At 70.6% G+C, this 14,225-nt stretch carries 13 protein-coding genes; 5 read left to right on the top strand and 8 right to left on the bottom strand.

Going from position 1 to position 14,225, the window contains the following annotated elements:
• Positions 1–19: 19 nt before the first annotated feature.
• Entirely contained in the window at positions 20–1,327 is a 1,308-nt protein-coding gene (locus K6753_RS05115) for a DUF2254 domain-containing protein (RefSeq protein ID WP_223675103.1), read from the top strand.
• On the opposite strand, the gene trxC is transcribed toward K6753_RS05115, so the two are convergent.
• From trxC to K6753_RS05095, 4 genes are all read right to left on the bottom strand, one after another.
• Positions 1,312–1,755 carry a thioredoxin TrxC gene (gene trxC, locus K6753_RS05110; protein ID WP_223675102.1) on the bottom strand — a complete coding sequence of 148 codons (444 nt, stop codon included), beginning with the start codon at positions 1,753–1,755 and terminating at the stop codon, positions 1,312–1,314. The two genes, K6753_RS05115 and trxC, sit on opposite strands and share 16 nt — an antisense overlap.
• A 43-nt stretch (positions 1,756–1,798) precedes the next feature.
• Positions 1,799–3,256 (bottom strand): UdgX family uracil-DNA binding protein, encoded by a 1,458-nt coding sequence (locus K6753_RS05105; protein ID WP_223675101.1) that lies wholly within the window; start codon positions 3,254–3,256, stop codon positions 1,799–1,801.
• A 30-nt stretch (positions 3,257–3,286) separates the two neighbouring features.
• Complete coding sequence (locus K6753_RS05100) at positions 3,287–4,540, bottom strand: putative DNA modification/repair radical SAM protein (RefSeq protein WP_223675100.1); 1,254 nt, start codon at positions 4,538–4,540, stop codon at positions 3,287–3,289.
• Between the two features lie 105 nt (positions 4,541–4,645).
• Positions 4,646–5,314 (bottom strand): nitroreductase family protein, encoded by a 669-nt coding sequence (locus K6753_RS05095; protein WP_223675099.1) that lies wholly within the window; start codon positions 5,312–5,314, stop codon positions 4,646–4,648.
• Between the two features lie 157 nt (positions 5,315–5,471).
• On the opposite strand from K6753_RS05095, the gene K6753_RS05090 reads away from it, so the two are divergent.
• Together K6753_RS05090 and K6753_RS05085 are read left to right on the top strand one after the other, a co-directional pair.
• The gene (locus K6753_RS05090; RefSeq protein WP_223675098.1) at positions 5,472–6,584 is read left to right on the top strand and encodes an oxidoreductase; all 1,113 of its coding nucleotides are present in this window, start codon (positions 5,472–5,474) and stop codon (positions 6,582–6,584) included.
• A gap of 85 nt (positions 6,585–6,669) precedes the next feature.
• The gene (locus K6753_RS05085) at positions 6,670–7,434 is read left to right on the top strand and encodes an O-methyltransferase (protein ID WP_223675097.1); all 765 of its coding nucleotides are present in this window, start codon (positions 6,670–6,672) and stop codon (positions 7,432–7,434) included.
• Between the two features lie 10 nt (positions 7,435–7,444).
• Here K6753_RS05085 and K6753_RS05080 read toward each other — a convergent pair whose 3' ends face one another.
• Together K6753_RS05080 and K6753_RS05075 are read right to left on the bottom strand one after the other, a co-directional pair.
• Positions 7,445–7,711, bottom strand: coding sequence for a DksA/TraR family C4-type zinc finger protein (locus tag K6753_RS05080; RefSeq protein ID WP_223675096.1), 267 nt, complete (start codon positions 7,709–7,711; stop codon positions 7,445–7,447).
• 58 nt (positions 7,712–7,769) lie between these two features.
• The gene (locus K6753_RS05075) at positions 7,770–8,252 is read right to left on the bottom strand and encodes a DUF305 domain-containing protein (RefSeq protein WP_223675095.1); all 483 of its coding nucleotides are present in this window, start codon (positions 8,250–8,252) and stop codon (positions 7,770–7,772) included.
• Positions 8,253–8,415: 163 nt separating this feature from the next.
• Between K6753_RS05075 and K6753_RS05070 the strand changes: the two genes are divergently transcribed.
• Both K6753_RS05070 and K6753_RS05065 read left to right on the top strand, forming a co-directional pair.
• Positions 8,416–8,733, top strand: a complete 318-nt coding sequence (locus K6753_RS05070) for a DUF2388 domain-containing protein (protein ID WP_223675094.1) — start codon at positions 8,416–8,418, stop codon at positions 8,731–8,733.
• A gap of 11 nt (positions 8,734–8,744) precedes the next feature.
• Positions 8,745–10,580, top strand: coding sequence for a DUF7844 domain-containing protein (locus tag K6753_RS05065; protein WP_425492080.1), 1,836 nt, complete (start codon positions 8,745–8,747; stop codon positions 10,578–10,580).
• A 26-nt stretch (positions 10,581–10,606) separates the two neighbouring features.
• Here the strand turns inward: K6753_RS05065 and K6753_RS05060 are convergent, their stop codons facing one another.
• On the bottom strand, positions 10,607–12,739 hold the full coding sequence (locus K6753_RS05060; RefSeq protein WP_223675092.1) for a methyl-accepting chemotaxis protein: 2,133 nt from the start codon (positions 12,737–12,739) through the stop codon (positions 10,607–10,609).
• 142 nt (positions 12,740–12,881) lie between these two features.
• Positions 12,882–13,991: a sensor domain-containing diguanylate cyclase gene (locus K6753_RS05055; RefSeq protein ID WP_223675091.1), complete on the bottom strand. Its 1,110-nt coding sequence runs from the start codon at positions 13,989–13,991 to the stop codon at positions 12,882–12,884.
• Positions 13,992–14,225: the final 234 nt, after the last annotated feature.

Below are 14,225 nucleotides of genomic sequence, written 5' to 3'. Positions count from 1 at the left end.
GCATGGACGCTGTCGTCGCATGAGCGGCCAGGACGGCATCACCACGCGCCTGCAGTGGCTATGGCTGCAGGCGCGTCGTCGCCTCTGGTTCCGGGCCACGGCCTTCTCGGCGCTGGCGGTGGCGACCGCGCTGGTGGCGATCGTCGCCGAGCGCTACATCCCGTGGGAACTGTCCGACCAGATCGGCGCCGAAGCCGTCAGCAGCCTGCTCAACATCATTGCCGCCAGCATGCTGTCGGTGACGATCTTTTCGCTGAGTACGCTGGTCGCGGCGCTGTCGTCGGCCACCAGCAACGTCACCCCCCGTGCGACACGACTGCTGGCCGAGGACACGCGCGCGCAGAACGCACTGGCCACGTTCATCGGCTCATTCCTCTTCAGCCTGGTCGGCATCATCGGCGTGCACGCGGGGCTTTACGGCCAACGCGGACGCGTCGTGCTGTACGTGGTCACGCTGTTCGTCATCGTCGTGATCGTCGCCACGCTGCTGCGCTGGATCGACCACGTCTCCCGTCTCGGCCGGGTGGGCGAAACGGCGGACCGCGTCGAGGACACCGCGACCCGCGCTCTGCGTGACCGGCATGTGCGCCCGTTCCTGGGCGGCCGCCCGTTCCCCGAACCGCTCCAGCCGCCCAAGGGAGCGCACCCGGTGCCTTCGGAGCGCTTCGGCTACGTGCAGCACGTCGACATGCGGGCGCTGGAGGACTGGGCGTCGGGCGAGGGTGCCAGCGTGCTGGTCGCGTCGCCGCCCGGCACGTACGTCGACGCGCGCTGGCCGCTGGCGTGGATCGACGGGAGCATCGGAAACGATGGTGAAGAGGCGGTGCGCGACGCGTTCTCCGTCGGCGACATGCGGTCCTTCGACCAGGACCCGCGTTTCGGGCTGTCGGTGCTGACAGAGATCGCGTCACGCGCCTTGTCGCCGGCGGTCAACGACCCGGGTACCGCCATCGACATCCTTGGCCGCGCGACACGGTCGCTGGCAACGTGGGCGGCACCGACGCCCGCCGAAGCCCAGGAGACGCCCTACCCCAACGTCTGCGTACCAGGGATCCTCGTCGACGACCTGTTCGAGGACGTGTTCGTGCCGATCGCGCGCGACGGGGCAGCGCTGGTGGAGGTCGCGCTGCGTGTGCAGAAGTCGCTGGAAAGCCTGGCGGGCACCGGCGACGCGCGTTACATCGCGGCCGCGGTGCGCCAGTCGGACATGGCACTGGCGCGCGCCGAACACGCGCTGGTGCTGGAGTACGACCGCGAGCGCATCCGCCAGGCCGCTGCGCGCGTGCGGGCCTTTGCAGACGAACCCGTGGGTCAGCCGCCGGCCTGAGCGCGCGCCCAGGCCACGATCTGGGCTTGCGACATCGCACCGGACTGGCGTGCCACCTCGCGTCCCGCCTTCAACAGCACCAGCGTGGGGATGCTGCGGATCCCGAAACGGCCGCCCAGCTCGGGCACGGCCTCGGTGTCGACCTTGGCCAGGCGCATGCGCGGCTCGAGGGTGGAGGCGGCACGCTGGAAGTCCGGCGCCATCGCCTGGCACGGCGCACACCATGGCGCCCAGAAATCCACCAGCACCGGCAGGTCGCCGCGCATGGCGACCTTCTCGAACAGCGCCGCGTCCAGCGGTGCCGCCACGCCCTCGAACAGCCACAGGTGGCAGCGACCGCACGAGGGCGACGAGGCCAGGCGCGCTTCGGGCACGCGATTGACGGTACCGCAGTGCGGGCAAGGCACCTCGAGGGTTCGTTCGGTCATGGGCGCGCTCCGGTTGCGGAGCCCGAGCATGCGCGCCGGCAGGTCAAGGCGGCATTGACGCGTCCGGCGGCGATGCCCCGGAAACGCGGGACAGGTCAGCGACAAAGCCGCGGTAGGCCGCTTCACGCGTGGCGCCGGCGGGCTGTCGCAGGACCCACGCCGGATGCACCGTGGCCAGCACGCGGGTGCCGTCTTCCAGCGCCTGCCACCGGCCACGCCCGTCCATCACGGCGAATCCCGGGCCCAGAACCGCACGGGCGGCGGTAGCGCCCAGGCATACGATCACGCCCGGGCGTACAGCACGGATTTCCTCGCGCAGCCATGGTGCGCACGCGTGCTGCTCGCTGACGGCCGGGTTCCGGTGCAGCCGGCGCTTGCCGCGCAATTCGAACTTGAAATGCTTCACCGCGTTGGTCAGGTACAGCGCCGCCCGGTCGATGGCCAGCTCCTGCAGGGCACGATCCAACAGCCGTCCCGCCGGGCCGACGAAGGGGCGCCCGCTGAGGTCCTCCTCGTCGCCCGGTTGCTCGCCCACCACCATGACGCGCGCACCCACGGGACCCTCACCCCACACCGTCTGTGTCGCCGGCTGCCAGAGTGGACAGGCGCGGCAGGCGCGCGCGGCGGCCTCGAGACTGCCCAACCCCTGCCCGGCCGTGGCGACCGCCGCGCGATCGCCGGCGGCCTGCGCCAGCGCACCGCGCACCATCGCCGGCTTTCGGGGCGACTGCGCATCGCGTTCGGCCATCTCGCGCACGCGCACACCCGCATCGCGGATCAGCGTCGGCAGCCGGTGCGTCTCGGGCAGGTGCTTCCAGTACTTCTGCGGCATCTCCTGTCGCATCATCCGCGGGTTGAGGCGCGCCGGATTGAAGATGTGCGCGTAGTACGCCTGCCACAGCGCCTCCTGCGCGTCCTCGCCCGGCGCATCGCCTGGCGTCGCGCCCGCACCGAACGACAGCAGCTGCCCGTCCCACGCCACGCTTCGGTACGGCGCCAGGATCGCCCAGCGCATGCCGGCAAACCGGCGGGCGAAGAACGGCGCGACGAGATCGACGATGCGGTGTTCGGGCTCGAACCACGCCACGAAGCGCTCCTCGGCGCCCGGCAACGCGCGGAAACGCACGAACGCCTTCATCTTGTGCATGTCGCGGCGCACCGCCTTCTCCAGCTGGTGCGCACGCTGGACATCCGCGTCCAGCGGATTGGAAAGCAGCGTGGGCTCGCCATTCGCCCACCGCCATGTCAGGCGGTACAGCAGCGCATGCCGATGGGGGTCGCGATGGGCCAGCACGCGTTCGGCCAGGGCCAGCAGCGCGCGGGGCACGCGGCTGTTCGCACGGTCCGGGTCGGGCCCCGGCAGCGACGCGCCCAGCAGCGAAGGCCGGTCGGCGTCGTCCCAGTCAAGCTCGTCGGGCGGCACGCCCGCATGCAGCGCATCGCGCGCGGCAGTGCGCCATGCGTCCAGCGACCACGCCGGCTCCACCGTCATGCGGTACACGCGGTCACCCGGTCCGGTGCGCGCCGCGCATCATCCGAACAGCCCCGCCTGCCGTGGCGACGGTGCCAATTGCGCGCGCAGGCGATCGGGCCGGTCCAGCGCACCCCGCGGGTGGTGATCGGCCACCTGCACGAAAGGCAGCAGCTTGCGCAGCGGCGAGCGCAGGCGCGCGAGGTCGTCCAGCCGCAGCGCGCCGTGCCGACGCGCGGCGAGGATGCGCTTGACGTTGCGGGTACCCAGACCGGGCACGCGCAGCAGCCGCTCTTTCGGCGCGGTGTTGAGGTCGACCGGGAAGCACTCGGGGTGCCGCAACGCCCAGGCCAGCTTGGGGTCGACCTCCAGGTCGAGCATCGCCGCACCGGCCGGCGTACGCGGCGCGATCTCGTCGACTTCGAACCCGTAGAACCGCAGCAACCAGTCGGCCTGGTAGAGCCGGTGTTCGCGCACCAGTGGCGGTGCCTTCAGCGGCAGCACTTTGGACGCATCCGGGATCGGACTGAAGGCGGAGTAGTAGACGCGCCGCAGCCGGTAGTTGCCGTAGAGGGCGACGCTGGCGTCGAGCACGTCGCGGTCGTCGGCGCCATCCGCGCCGACGATCATCTGCGTGCTCTGCCCGGCCGGCGCGAAACGCGGGGGCTTTGCCCGCGTCGGCGTCTTCGCCCGGCGCGCGTCCTTCGACTCGTCGATGCGCCAGCGCAGTTGCCCCATCGCGCCGCGGATGCCGCGCGCGCTCTTCTCCGGCGCCAGCGCGCCCAGCCCGCTTTCCGTGGGCAGTTCGACATTGATGCTGAGGCGGTCGGCATACCGCCCCGCCGCGGCGAGCAGTTCCGGCGAGGCCTCGGGGATCGTCTTGAGGTGGATATAGCCGCGGAACTGGTGGTCCTCGCGGAGGCAGCGCGCGACCTCGACCAGCTGTTCCATGGTGTAGTCGCCGCTGCGGATGATGCCGCTGGAGAGGAACAGGCCCTCGATGTAGTTGCGCTTGTAGAAGTCCAGTGTCAGCCGGACCACCTCGTCGGTGGCGAAGCGCGCGCGGCGCACGTTGCTGGACACGCGGTTGACGCAGTAGGCGCAGTCGTAGATGCAGAAGTTGGTCAGCAGGATCTTCAGCAGCGACACGCAACGGCCGTCCGGCGTGTAGCTGTGGCAGATGCCCATGCCCTCGGTGCTGCCCACGCCGCCGCCCTTGCCCAGCGAGTGCCGCTTGCCCGCACCGCTGGAGGCGCAGGACGCGTCGTACTTGGCCGCGTCGGCCAGGATGGACAGCTTCTCGAGGGTGTTCATGGCTGCCGGACAGGCTTCGGCAGGCCAGTCTGCGGGGTGCCGTCTCACCGGGTGAGACGGGAGTAACCCACGAAATTCAGGTTGTTCAGCTGTTGCGCCGGTCGGTCAGACGAACGCGGTGAAGTCCTCGAGCTTCAGCCGTTCGATCGCGGGCACGCGGCAACCATCGGCGGCGTGGCCCACCACCAGCAGCAGGTACGGCATCTCGTTGCGCGGGCGGCCCAGCAGCTCATTGAGGAACCCCATCGGGCTGGGCGTGTGCGTCAGCGTCGCCAGGCCGGCGTGGTGCAAGGCGGCGATCAACAGTCCGGTCGCGATGCCCACCGATTCGTGGGGGTAATACCGCTTCTGCTTGCCGCCGGCCGCGTCCACGCCGAAGCGCTCGTAGAATACCGCGATCAACCACGGTGCGGATTCGAGGAACGGCTTGTCCGCGTCGGTACCCAGGGGCGCGAGCGCATCCAGCCATTCCTCCGGCGCGCGCCGCTCATAGAACGTGCGCTCCTCGGCTTCTGCGGCCTCGCGGATCCGCCGCTTGGTGTCGGGGTCGGACACGGCAATGAACCGCCACGGCTGCTGGTTGGCGCCGCTGGGCGCGGTGCCCGCCGCACGGAGGCAGGCCTCGATGACCGCACGCGGCACCGGCGTGGCGGCGAAGTCGCGCACGGTGCGGCGGCGCGCCATGCGTTCGGCGAACTCCGTCGCGTGCCGCAGGCGCGTGGCGTCGTCCATCGGTTCGGCGGCAGGCAGCGGTACGGTGGCGATCGGCTTCATGGCGGTTCCAGCGGCGGGCTGTGGTGGATTCTGCACGGCAGCACGCAATCGCGGTGGCGCGACCCGCGCCGTCATCGGCGTGGCTGCGGTGGCGTTATGGTGGCGGCGCGCCGTCACCCTCGCCGCCATGCACCCACTTGCCGACCGACATAGTCCGATGACCCTCGCCACACGCACCCCCATCCGTGTCGCCCTGATAGGTTATGGCCTCGCCGGACGCGTGTTCCACGCGCCGCTGATCGATGCCGAGCCGCGGTTGTCGCTGCGCATGGTGGCGACCCGCGATCCGGCACGCATGGAGGCGGTTCGTGCCGGCTTGCCGCAGGTGGACGTAGTGCCGCCCGACGTCGCGCTGTCGCACCCGGACATCGACCTGGTCGTCGTCGCGAGCCCCCACGACAGCCACGCGCGTCTCGCCCGCTCCGCACTGGAGGCCGGCAAGCACGTGGTGGTCGACAAGCCGTTCACCCTGTCGCTGGCCGAGGCGCGCGAGCTGCGCGACCTGGCCACGCGCACTGGACGCCTGCTGTCGGTGTTCCAGAACCGCCGCTGGGACAGCGACTTCCTCGCACTACGGCACGCAGTGGACGCCGGCCTGATCGGCCGCCCGCTGCACCTGGAATCGCGGTTCGAACGCTTCCGCCCTGAAGTGCGCGACCGCTGGCGCGAGCGCGACGACGGCGCGGGTGGTGTCTGGTGGGATCTGGGACCGCACCTGGTCGACCAGGCGCTGTGCCTGATGGGCGTCCCCGAACGCGTGCAGGCGTCCTTTGCGCGCCAGCGCGACGGTGCGGGCGGGGTCGACTGGGCACACGTGGTGCTCGAGTCCAGCGATGCACGCGCAGTCCTCCAGGCCGGACTCATGGCCGCGGGCGGCGGGCCGCGCTTCCTGCTGCACGGCGACCGCGGCAGTGTCGTCAAGCACGGCAGCGACCCGCAGGAACAGCAATTGGCCTCGGGCGTGAGGCCGGGCGACCCGGGCTGGGGTGCGGATCCCGATAGACCCATCCACTTCGCTGGGGATGGCGCCCAACAGGACCTGCCCGCCGTCTATGGCGACCAGTCCCTGTATTACCGCGGCGTCGCATCGGCGCTGCTCGATGGCGCGCCCACTCCCGTGACGCCGGACCAGGCCGTTGTGGTGATGGCGGTTCTGGAAGCGGCCGTGACGTCGGCGAAGCGCGGACACAGCGTCGGGCTTGCGCTGGACGAATCGGAGCTGAAGGCGTTCACGGCACCCCGACCCACACGCAAGGCCTCCGTCACCTGAGAAGCCGATGACAACGCCATGCGCGTTCGGCATGGACTCCGGGGCTCAACTAGACTCATGGGCCGACCCGCGACCAAGAGGCACCATGACGACACGCCGGAACAGCTACTGGGGCCGCATCCCGGAAGGCGCCGCCGATCCGCGCGAGCTGGAGCGCCGCCCTGACGTGATCGCGATGTCGCGCGGCGAGATGTACCTGGCCGCCTGCAGCGCCATCCTGCGCGACGGCCACGGCTTCGTGTCAGCTACCGATGCCGACGTGCCCCGGGATGCCGAAGGCCGCTGGATCCCGCTGTTCACCTACCCCTGCATCGAATACATCCGCCAGTTCGACTTTTCCGGAAAGCGCGTGTTCGAGTGGGGCTCGGGCGCGTCCACGCTGTTCTGGCAGGACCGCGGTGCCCGGGTCGCCAGCGTGGAGAACGATCGCCGCTGGTATGAGCGCATGCTGGAACTGAAGGGTCCCGACACCCAGTTGCTGTTCGACGACGGCGACGGCTTCCCGCGGGCCATCCACGAGGTCCCCGGCGAGTTCGACATCATCGTTATCGACTCGGCCGGCTACCGCTACGACTGCGCCCAGGAGTCGGCCGGCCGCCTGGCCACGGGCGGGATGGTGATCCTCGACAATGCCGAATGGCACCCGCGGACCGCGGGCGTGCTGCGCGACCAGGGGCTCATCCAGGTCGACTTCTCCGGCTTCAAGGTCACCGAATTCCACGCCTCGACCACGTCGGTCTTCCTGCACCGGGACTTCGCCTTCCCTACCCGGGAACCGATGCAGCCGGCCTACGCGGTGGGTGCAAAGCGCCTGATGTCGGAGTGGGACCAGCCCGGCGGACGGCGCTGAGGCGGCACCTTCAACGCAGCTGGCTGTCCTTGCTGCCGCGGCGGTTGTAGCCGCCCGCGCCGGCTTCCTCGCGGTCGTGGGCGTCCTGGCAGGCCACGCACAGGCGCACGCCCGGCACCGCCTTGCGCCGGGCCTCGGGAATCGCGGCGTCGCACTCTTCACAGTGCTCAAGCCCCGGCCCTTGCCGGAGTTGGCTGCGCGCGCGCTTGATCGCGTCCTTCACGGTCGCGTCGATCTGGTCCTGTACGGCGCCGTCGCCGGCCCAACCGGTGGCCATGGTCTTCTCCGGAATACTGCCTCTGGAACCCCCCAGATGGGGCGCGCCACCGCGGCCGTCAAGACCCCGGCTGATCGCCTGATCCACTGCCTCCGGACTCCAGGTCCTCGATCAACGCTTTCATCTCGTCGATCTCGCGGCGCTGCGCCTCGATGATCTCACCGGCCAGTTCGCGCACGCGCGGGTCGCGCAGCGTGGCGCGCTCGCTGGTCAGGATCGCGATCGAGTGGTGCGGGATCATCGCCTTCATCCACGACACATCGCTCACCGTCGCCTGGCTGCGCACCATGTAGAGCGAGCCGGCCAGCACCACGGCCGCGCCCATGAAGATCGCTGCGTTGGCCATGCGGTTGCGATACATGTGCAGCATGAAGGCGAGCATGACGATCGCCATCGTCGCGCCCATCACCAGCGCCATCCAGAACCGCGTCTGGCTCCAGAACACATGGTCGAGCGCGTAGGTGTTGAGGTACATCAGCCCCAGCATTACTGCCGTGGACGTGGCGATCATGGCGGCGAACCGCCCATAGGACCCGTGCATGCCGGCCTCCGGTCGTGGTTTACCGACCGGGACACTATCGGCCTGGGAGTGGTCGGGACGCGAACGTCGGGTTCCGTGCGCATGTTCAGGGACGACGCGACGACGGGCCGGTACCCTTCCCCGCCTGTACGGCACCCGCCGCCCCATCGAACGAGACTCCGCCATGATCCGCGCCCCCCGCCTGCCCGCCCTGCTCGCCCTCGCCCTGTTCGCCATGCCCGCCACGTCGGCACTGGCGTCGAGCTTTGCCGGCAGTTCCGCCGGATCGTCCGCCGCCGGGTCCTCGGCGTCTTCGGGCAGCACCTCGGGGGACGACAAGGTCGTGGTGCAGGCGCGCGACGACGCCGCGCGCTTCGTCGCCACCGATGGCGCCATCCGTGGCGCGCGCCTGGAAGCCGCGCTGCGCCACCTGCGCGAAACGCGCGAGGACGCGCAGGACGCCGACGACCTGCAACTGGCGCGGGCCATCCTGGCACTGTGACCGGGCTGCGCCTGCATGCGCGGGCGCTGGCCGCGGCCGCCCTGCTGGCGGCTCTGCCCGCCACCGGTGCGGCGCTCGAGCTGGTCGGTGGACACGACGGCCTGACCCCGCAAGAGGCGGCGGCAAGCCAGGCATTGCTCGATGACGTGGACGCGCGGCTGCCCGCGCGCTGGCGCGAGCGCCTCGAAGACTCCGTCCAGGTGCGATGGGAGGAGCTGCCCGCGCACGTGCACGGGCGCGCATTCGCCGGAGGCATCCGGCTGCAGGCATCGCTGCTGGCCGGCTGGATGGGCACCTCGGCGGACGACGACGCGGGTCGCACTGCTGCGCGCGCCGCGCTGATCCACGAGCTCGCCCACCTCTACGATCGCGCCAGCGGCCGCGCCCTGTCTCGCGACCCGCGCCTGCTGGACCTCGCAGGCTGGCAGGTGCGCGCGCTCGGCCCGGGACGCATCGACGAGAACCCGATGCGGGACCGCAGCCCGGACCCGTACGAGTTGACCGACCCGGCCGAGTTCGTCGCGGTCAACCTTGAACACCTGCTGCTTGACCCGTCGTACGCCTGCCGGCGGCCCGCCCTGCACCGCTACTTCGCCGCACATTTCGGCATGACGGACGCGGGTGGCCCATGCACGCCCGGTCTGCCGTACCTCGACACCGGCGCGGCCATGGCCCCCGACGCCGACGCCGCCGGACCGCTGCTGCAACTCGACCCGGCCCGCGTGCATGCGGTCGACTACCTGCTGGCCGAAGCCAACAGCCGCCCGATGAGCCGCTGGGGCCACAGCATGCTGCGGCTGGTTGTGTGCGCCCCGGGGCGCGAGCCGGGCCCGGACTGCCGCCTCGATCTGGACCATCACCGTGTCCTCTCGTTCCGCGCGTTCGTCGACGACGTGCAGATCTCCAGCTGGCGCGGGCTGACCGGCGGCTACCCGTCGCGCCTGTTCGTACTGCCGCTGTCTCAGGTAGTCGAGGAGTACACGGCCGTCGAGCTGCGCGGGCTGCAGTCGATCCCGCTGGCGCTGGATGCCGCCGAGATCCGGGGCCTGCTCGAGCGCGCCGCGCAGTTGCACTGGAGCTACGAAGGCGACTACTACTTCGTCAGCAACAACTGCGCGGCTGAGACCTTCAAGCTGCTGCACGACGGCGTGCCGCGCCTGGCGGGCAACGGCCTGTCCAGCATCACGCCCACCGGGCTGCTGCGACGCCTGCAGGGCGCCGGCATCGCGGACGCCTCCGTGCTCGATGACCCCGACACGGCCATCCGCCGCGGCCATTACTTTCCGTCGCAGGACACGCACTACCAGGCGATGCTGGACGCAGCCGCCGCCCGGATGCCACTGCCGTTGGAGCGGGTGGAGGACTGGTTCGCCCTGCCGCCCGCGCAGCGCGCGCCGTGGATCGAACGGGCAGACCTGCGCGCCGCCGCCGCGCTGCTGGTGCTGGAACAGGCGTCGCTACGCCAGCAGGAACTGCTCGCGCGCGACGTGTTGAAACGACGGATGTTCAAGCGCAGCCGCCACGACGAAAACGTCGCGGACATGCGCGACGCGCTGCAGGTGGCGATGCAGGTGGATGCCGCATTCTCGAGGCCGGCCGCCATGGCGCCCGACGGCTATGGCCTGCCGCAGCAGGCCGAGCGCGAGGCGATCCAGCGACGCGCCAACGAGCAGGCCCGACAATGGCGCCAGCAGGACGCGCGGCTGCGTCAGGCGGCGCGCGACGCACTGCCGGAATCGCGGCGTCTCGCGCTCGATGCCACCCGCGACAACCTGGAGGCGCTCGGCCGACGCCTTCGGCAATTGCACCGCGACGCGGGCGGCATGGAGCTCGGCCGCGCGCGGTGACGCCCCGGTGCCAGGCAGTTCGGGGCTCAGGCCGCCGAACGCAGCGGGCGCGGTGTCGCCGCCACCTTGAACACCGCCACCGCATCGGCCAGACCTGACGCCTGGTCCTGCAGGCCGCGGGCCGCGGCGCTCGCTTCTTCGACAAGGGCGGCGTTCTGCTGCGTGACGTGGTCGAGCTGGACCACCGTCTGGCCAACCTGCTCGATATCGCTGCGCTGCTCCGACGACGCGCTGGTGATGCCGGCCATGATGTCGGTCACCTCGCGTACCGCGCCGACGATCTGGCCCATCGCCTCGCCCGCGCGCGCGACCCGGTCCGCGCCCGCCTCGACGTTCTCGACCGAACCGCTGATGAGCGACTTGATGTCCTTGGCCGCACCCGCCGATCGCTGGGCCAGGCTCCGCACTTCGGCGGCCACCACCGCGAACCCGCGCCCCTGGTCGCCGGCACGGGCCGCTTCCACCGCCGCATTCAGCGCGAGGATGTTGGTCTGGAAGGCGATCCCGTCGATCACGCCGATGATGTCGGCGATCCGCCGCGAAGACTCGCTGATCGCGCCCATGGTCGCCACGACCTCCTCGACGACGCGGCCACCGGCCGCCGCGGCTTCGCCCGCATCGCGCACCAGCGCGTTGGCCTGGCCGGCGTGCTCGGCATTGCGGCGCACCTTGGAGGTCAACTCGTCCATCAATGCGGAGGTTTCCTCCAGGCTGGCGGCCTGCTGCTCGGTGCGGCGCGACAGGTCGGCGTTGCCCGAGGCGATCTCCGATGCCGCCAGGTGGATCGATGCCACGGCCGACTGGATGCCGCGCACGATCTCCGTCAGGCGCTGGCCGGTGCCGGTCGCGTCGTCGCGGATCCGGCCGAACACGCCCGGATGGTCGCCGGTCATGCGTGCGGTGAGGTCGCCGCGCGCGAACGCGTCGAACACGGTCGATATCTGCGCCAGGTTGGCATCGGCCGTGGACATGAGGCGGTTGAGGTCGTCGACCATGGCGCGGAAGCCGAACTCGAACCGCCCCGCGTCGCCCCGCGCGCTGAAGTCGCCTGCCGCGGCCGCCGCCGACAGGCGCTTGATCTCGCCGCTGATGAGCGTGAGGTTGCCCTTGGCGGTGTCCATGATGACGGTGAGGCGCGCCTTCTCGCCCGGCAGGCGGGGCATGTCCTCGGTGAAGTCGCCGATCGCGTAGCGCGCGACCAGCTCGGCCATGCGCATCTTCACCGCGATGTGCGCCGCCACCAGCTCGTTGATGTCCGTGGCCATCGTGCCGTAGACGCCCGGATACGCGGCCGCGTCCATCCGGAAGCTGATCTCGCCGGCCTCATGGCGCTCGGCGATTTCGCGCTGGCCCTGCGAGAACGCGACCAGCTGCTGCTGCATCCGGCCCATCGCGGCCAGCAGCTGCCCGGCCTCGTCCTTGCCGGTGACGCGGATCTCGCTACCCAGGTCGCCCGCACCCACGCGCTCGGCCACGTCCAGTGCCTGTCGAAGCGGGACGATGACGCTGCGGGTGATCAGCCAGGCGACGCCCGCACCGATGACCAGTGCCAGCACCGACAGGACCAGCATCAGCGCGGCGAACCCGTTCGCGGTGGCAGCGGCGGCCTCCGCCTCGCGGGCGTTCTTGGCCTCCTCCAGGTCGATCAGCGCATTGATGCGCGCCAGCCATGTCGTGAACGCTGGTGCCGCCTCGCCCAATACCAGCGCACGGGCTTCAGCCAGCGCACCCGCCTCGCGCAGGGCGCGCGTCCGCTCGATCAGTGGCAGCGTGCGCGACTCCACCTCCTGGATGGCGGCCAGCATCGCGGCCTCTTCGGCATCGCCGGTGGCGGGGTCGGCCACCATCGCCTCCAGCGGCGCGGCCGACTGCGCATAGTCCGCGGTCAACCGGTCGATCATCGCGTTGGCCTCCTCGACCACCGCCGGATCCTCGGACAGGACCACGTCGCGAAGCGCAATGGCGCGGTCATGGACGCTGCCGCGGAAGTTGATCGCGTAACGCTGCTTGACGCTGTTGACTTGGTTGATCGTCGACAGGCCGTCGTCGATGCGCAGGACGCGGTGGATGCCGATGCCGGTCAGGGCAAGGATCAGGACCAGGACAAGGCCGAAGCCGAGCGCAAGGCGCTGGCCGATGGTGAGGGTGTCGATGCGCATGGAGGATCCGATAGCCGTGGTTCGGCACCTGGGTGCCCGTCCATGACGGTATCGGCTGCGCATTCAGATCACTGGAGAGGGATCACGGCTCCATGGCTGGAACAATCAATCGTGATTCGACGTGCATCCGCGACGCGGTTTTTCACGTGTCTACGACGCAGGCTCCGGGAGCCCGCGACTCTCCGCCCGTGCGACGACGCTTCTTGTGCGCGTACATCGCAGCGTCCGCGCGGGCCAGCAGCGAGGACGCACTCGATCCGGGGGTATGCAGTACCCATCCGATGCTGGCGTGGATGCCGAGGCAGACGCCTTCGACGGGGCGTGTCCGCGCCAACGCCTGCTGCAGGTCATCGGCGATCGACGCCACGTTCCGCGTGCCCTCGCGGATGCCGGGGGCCAACACCACGAACTCGTCGCCGCCCAGCCGTGCGATGAAGTCGCCTTCGCGAAGCCGCGTACCCAGGTCGTTGGCAACCTCGCGCAGCACCGCGTCGCCAGTGGCATGGCCGTGGCGGTCGTTGATCTGCTTGAACCCGTCCAGGTCAAGGAACATCACCGCGAACGGGTCGGCGAGGTCGTCGCGCTCGCACATCTCGCGTAACCGCTGCAGGAAATGCGCGCGGTTGGGCAGGCCGGTCAGCGCGTCGCACAGCGCCGCATCCTGGTACTGGCGCGCCTGGGCACGCGTGGTCTGCAGTGCGGCCTCCAGCCGTGCCAGCAGCCGCGCCTTCTCGTCGAGTTCCAGCTGGCGCCCCAGTGCACCGCCCAACGCATTGCCGATCAGCGCCACCGCCTGCGCGTCGATATCGTCGAAGGCATGGACGACGCTCGAACAGACCTCCGGCACGCCCAGCACGTCGTCGCCATAGCGCAAGGGCGTGCAGATGAGCGAGCGGATCGCCCGCCCCTTGCGGATCCGCACGCGTACCCGGTCGTCGCCCTCGACGTTGTTGCTGTGCATCGCCTCGTGCGAGCGCAGGCATGCAGGCGCCAGCGTGTGGCCCGCATCGAAGGCGGCCGGCTCGATGTGCTTCATCTGGCCGCGTGCGGAGCGCACCTGCAGGCCACCGCGCGCGGAAGTCAGCACCACCGCGCCCGTCGCACGGGTCAACTCCATGACCGTGGCGGTCGCCTCGTCGAGGAACGGCCCGGTGTCGCCCGAGTGCTCGGCGATGCGCACCAGTGCATCGACGACGTTCCTCAGGCGCAGGTACTCGCTCCTGCCGTGGGCGGCCGACGTCCAGGGTTGCATGCGGGGCGCCGCGCCGGACGCCGGTACCGAACCCATGTGACTGCCTGCCCATTCGAAACGACCGCCATCATAGGTGGCGGGCATCAATAGCCGGTGAGCATTGCCGCTCAGGCGGGCGCGCATCCTGAGCCGTTCAGCCAGCGGCCGCCGCCACCCGGCGTGCACAGTGCTCAGGGCACCGTGGCGGCCTTCGCTTGTGCACCGGGTGGCACGGCGCCCAGCCATGGAGGACCG

Origin of the sequence: Novilysobacter selenitireducens (genome assembly GCF_020026895.1) — a bacterium.
GTDB classification, from domain to species: Bacteria; Pseudomonadota; Gammaproteobacteria; order Xanthomonadales; family Xanthomonadaceae; genus Lysobacter_C; species Lysobacter_C selenitireducens.
Note: the sequence above shows the minus strand (reverse complement) of the source record. Positions and strands in the feature narration are given on the sequence as shown.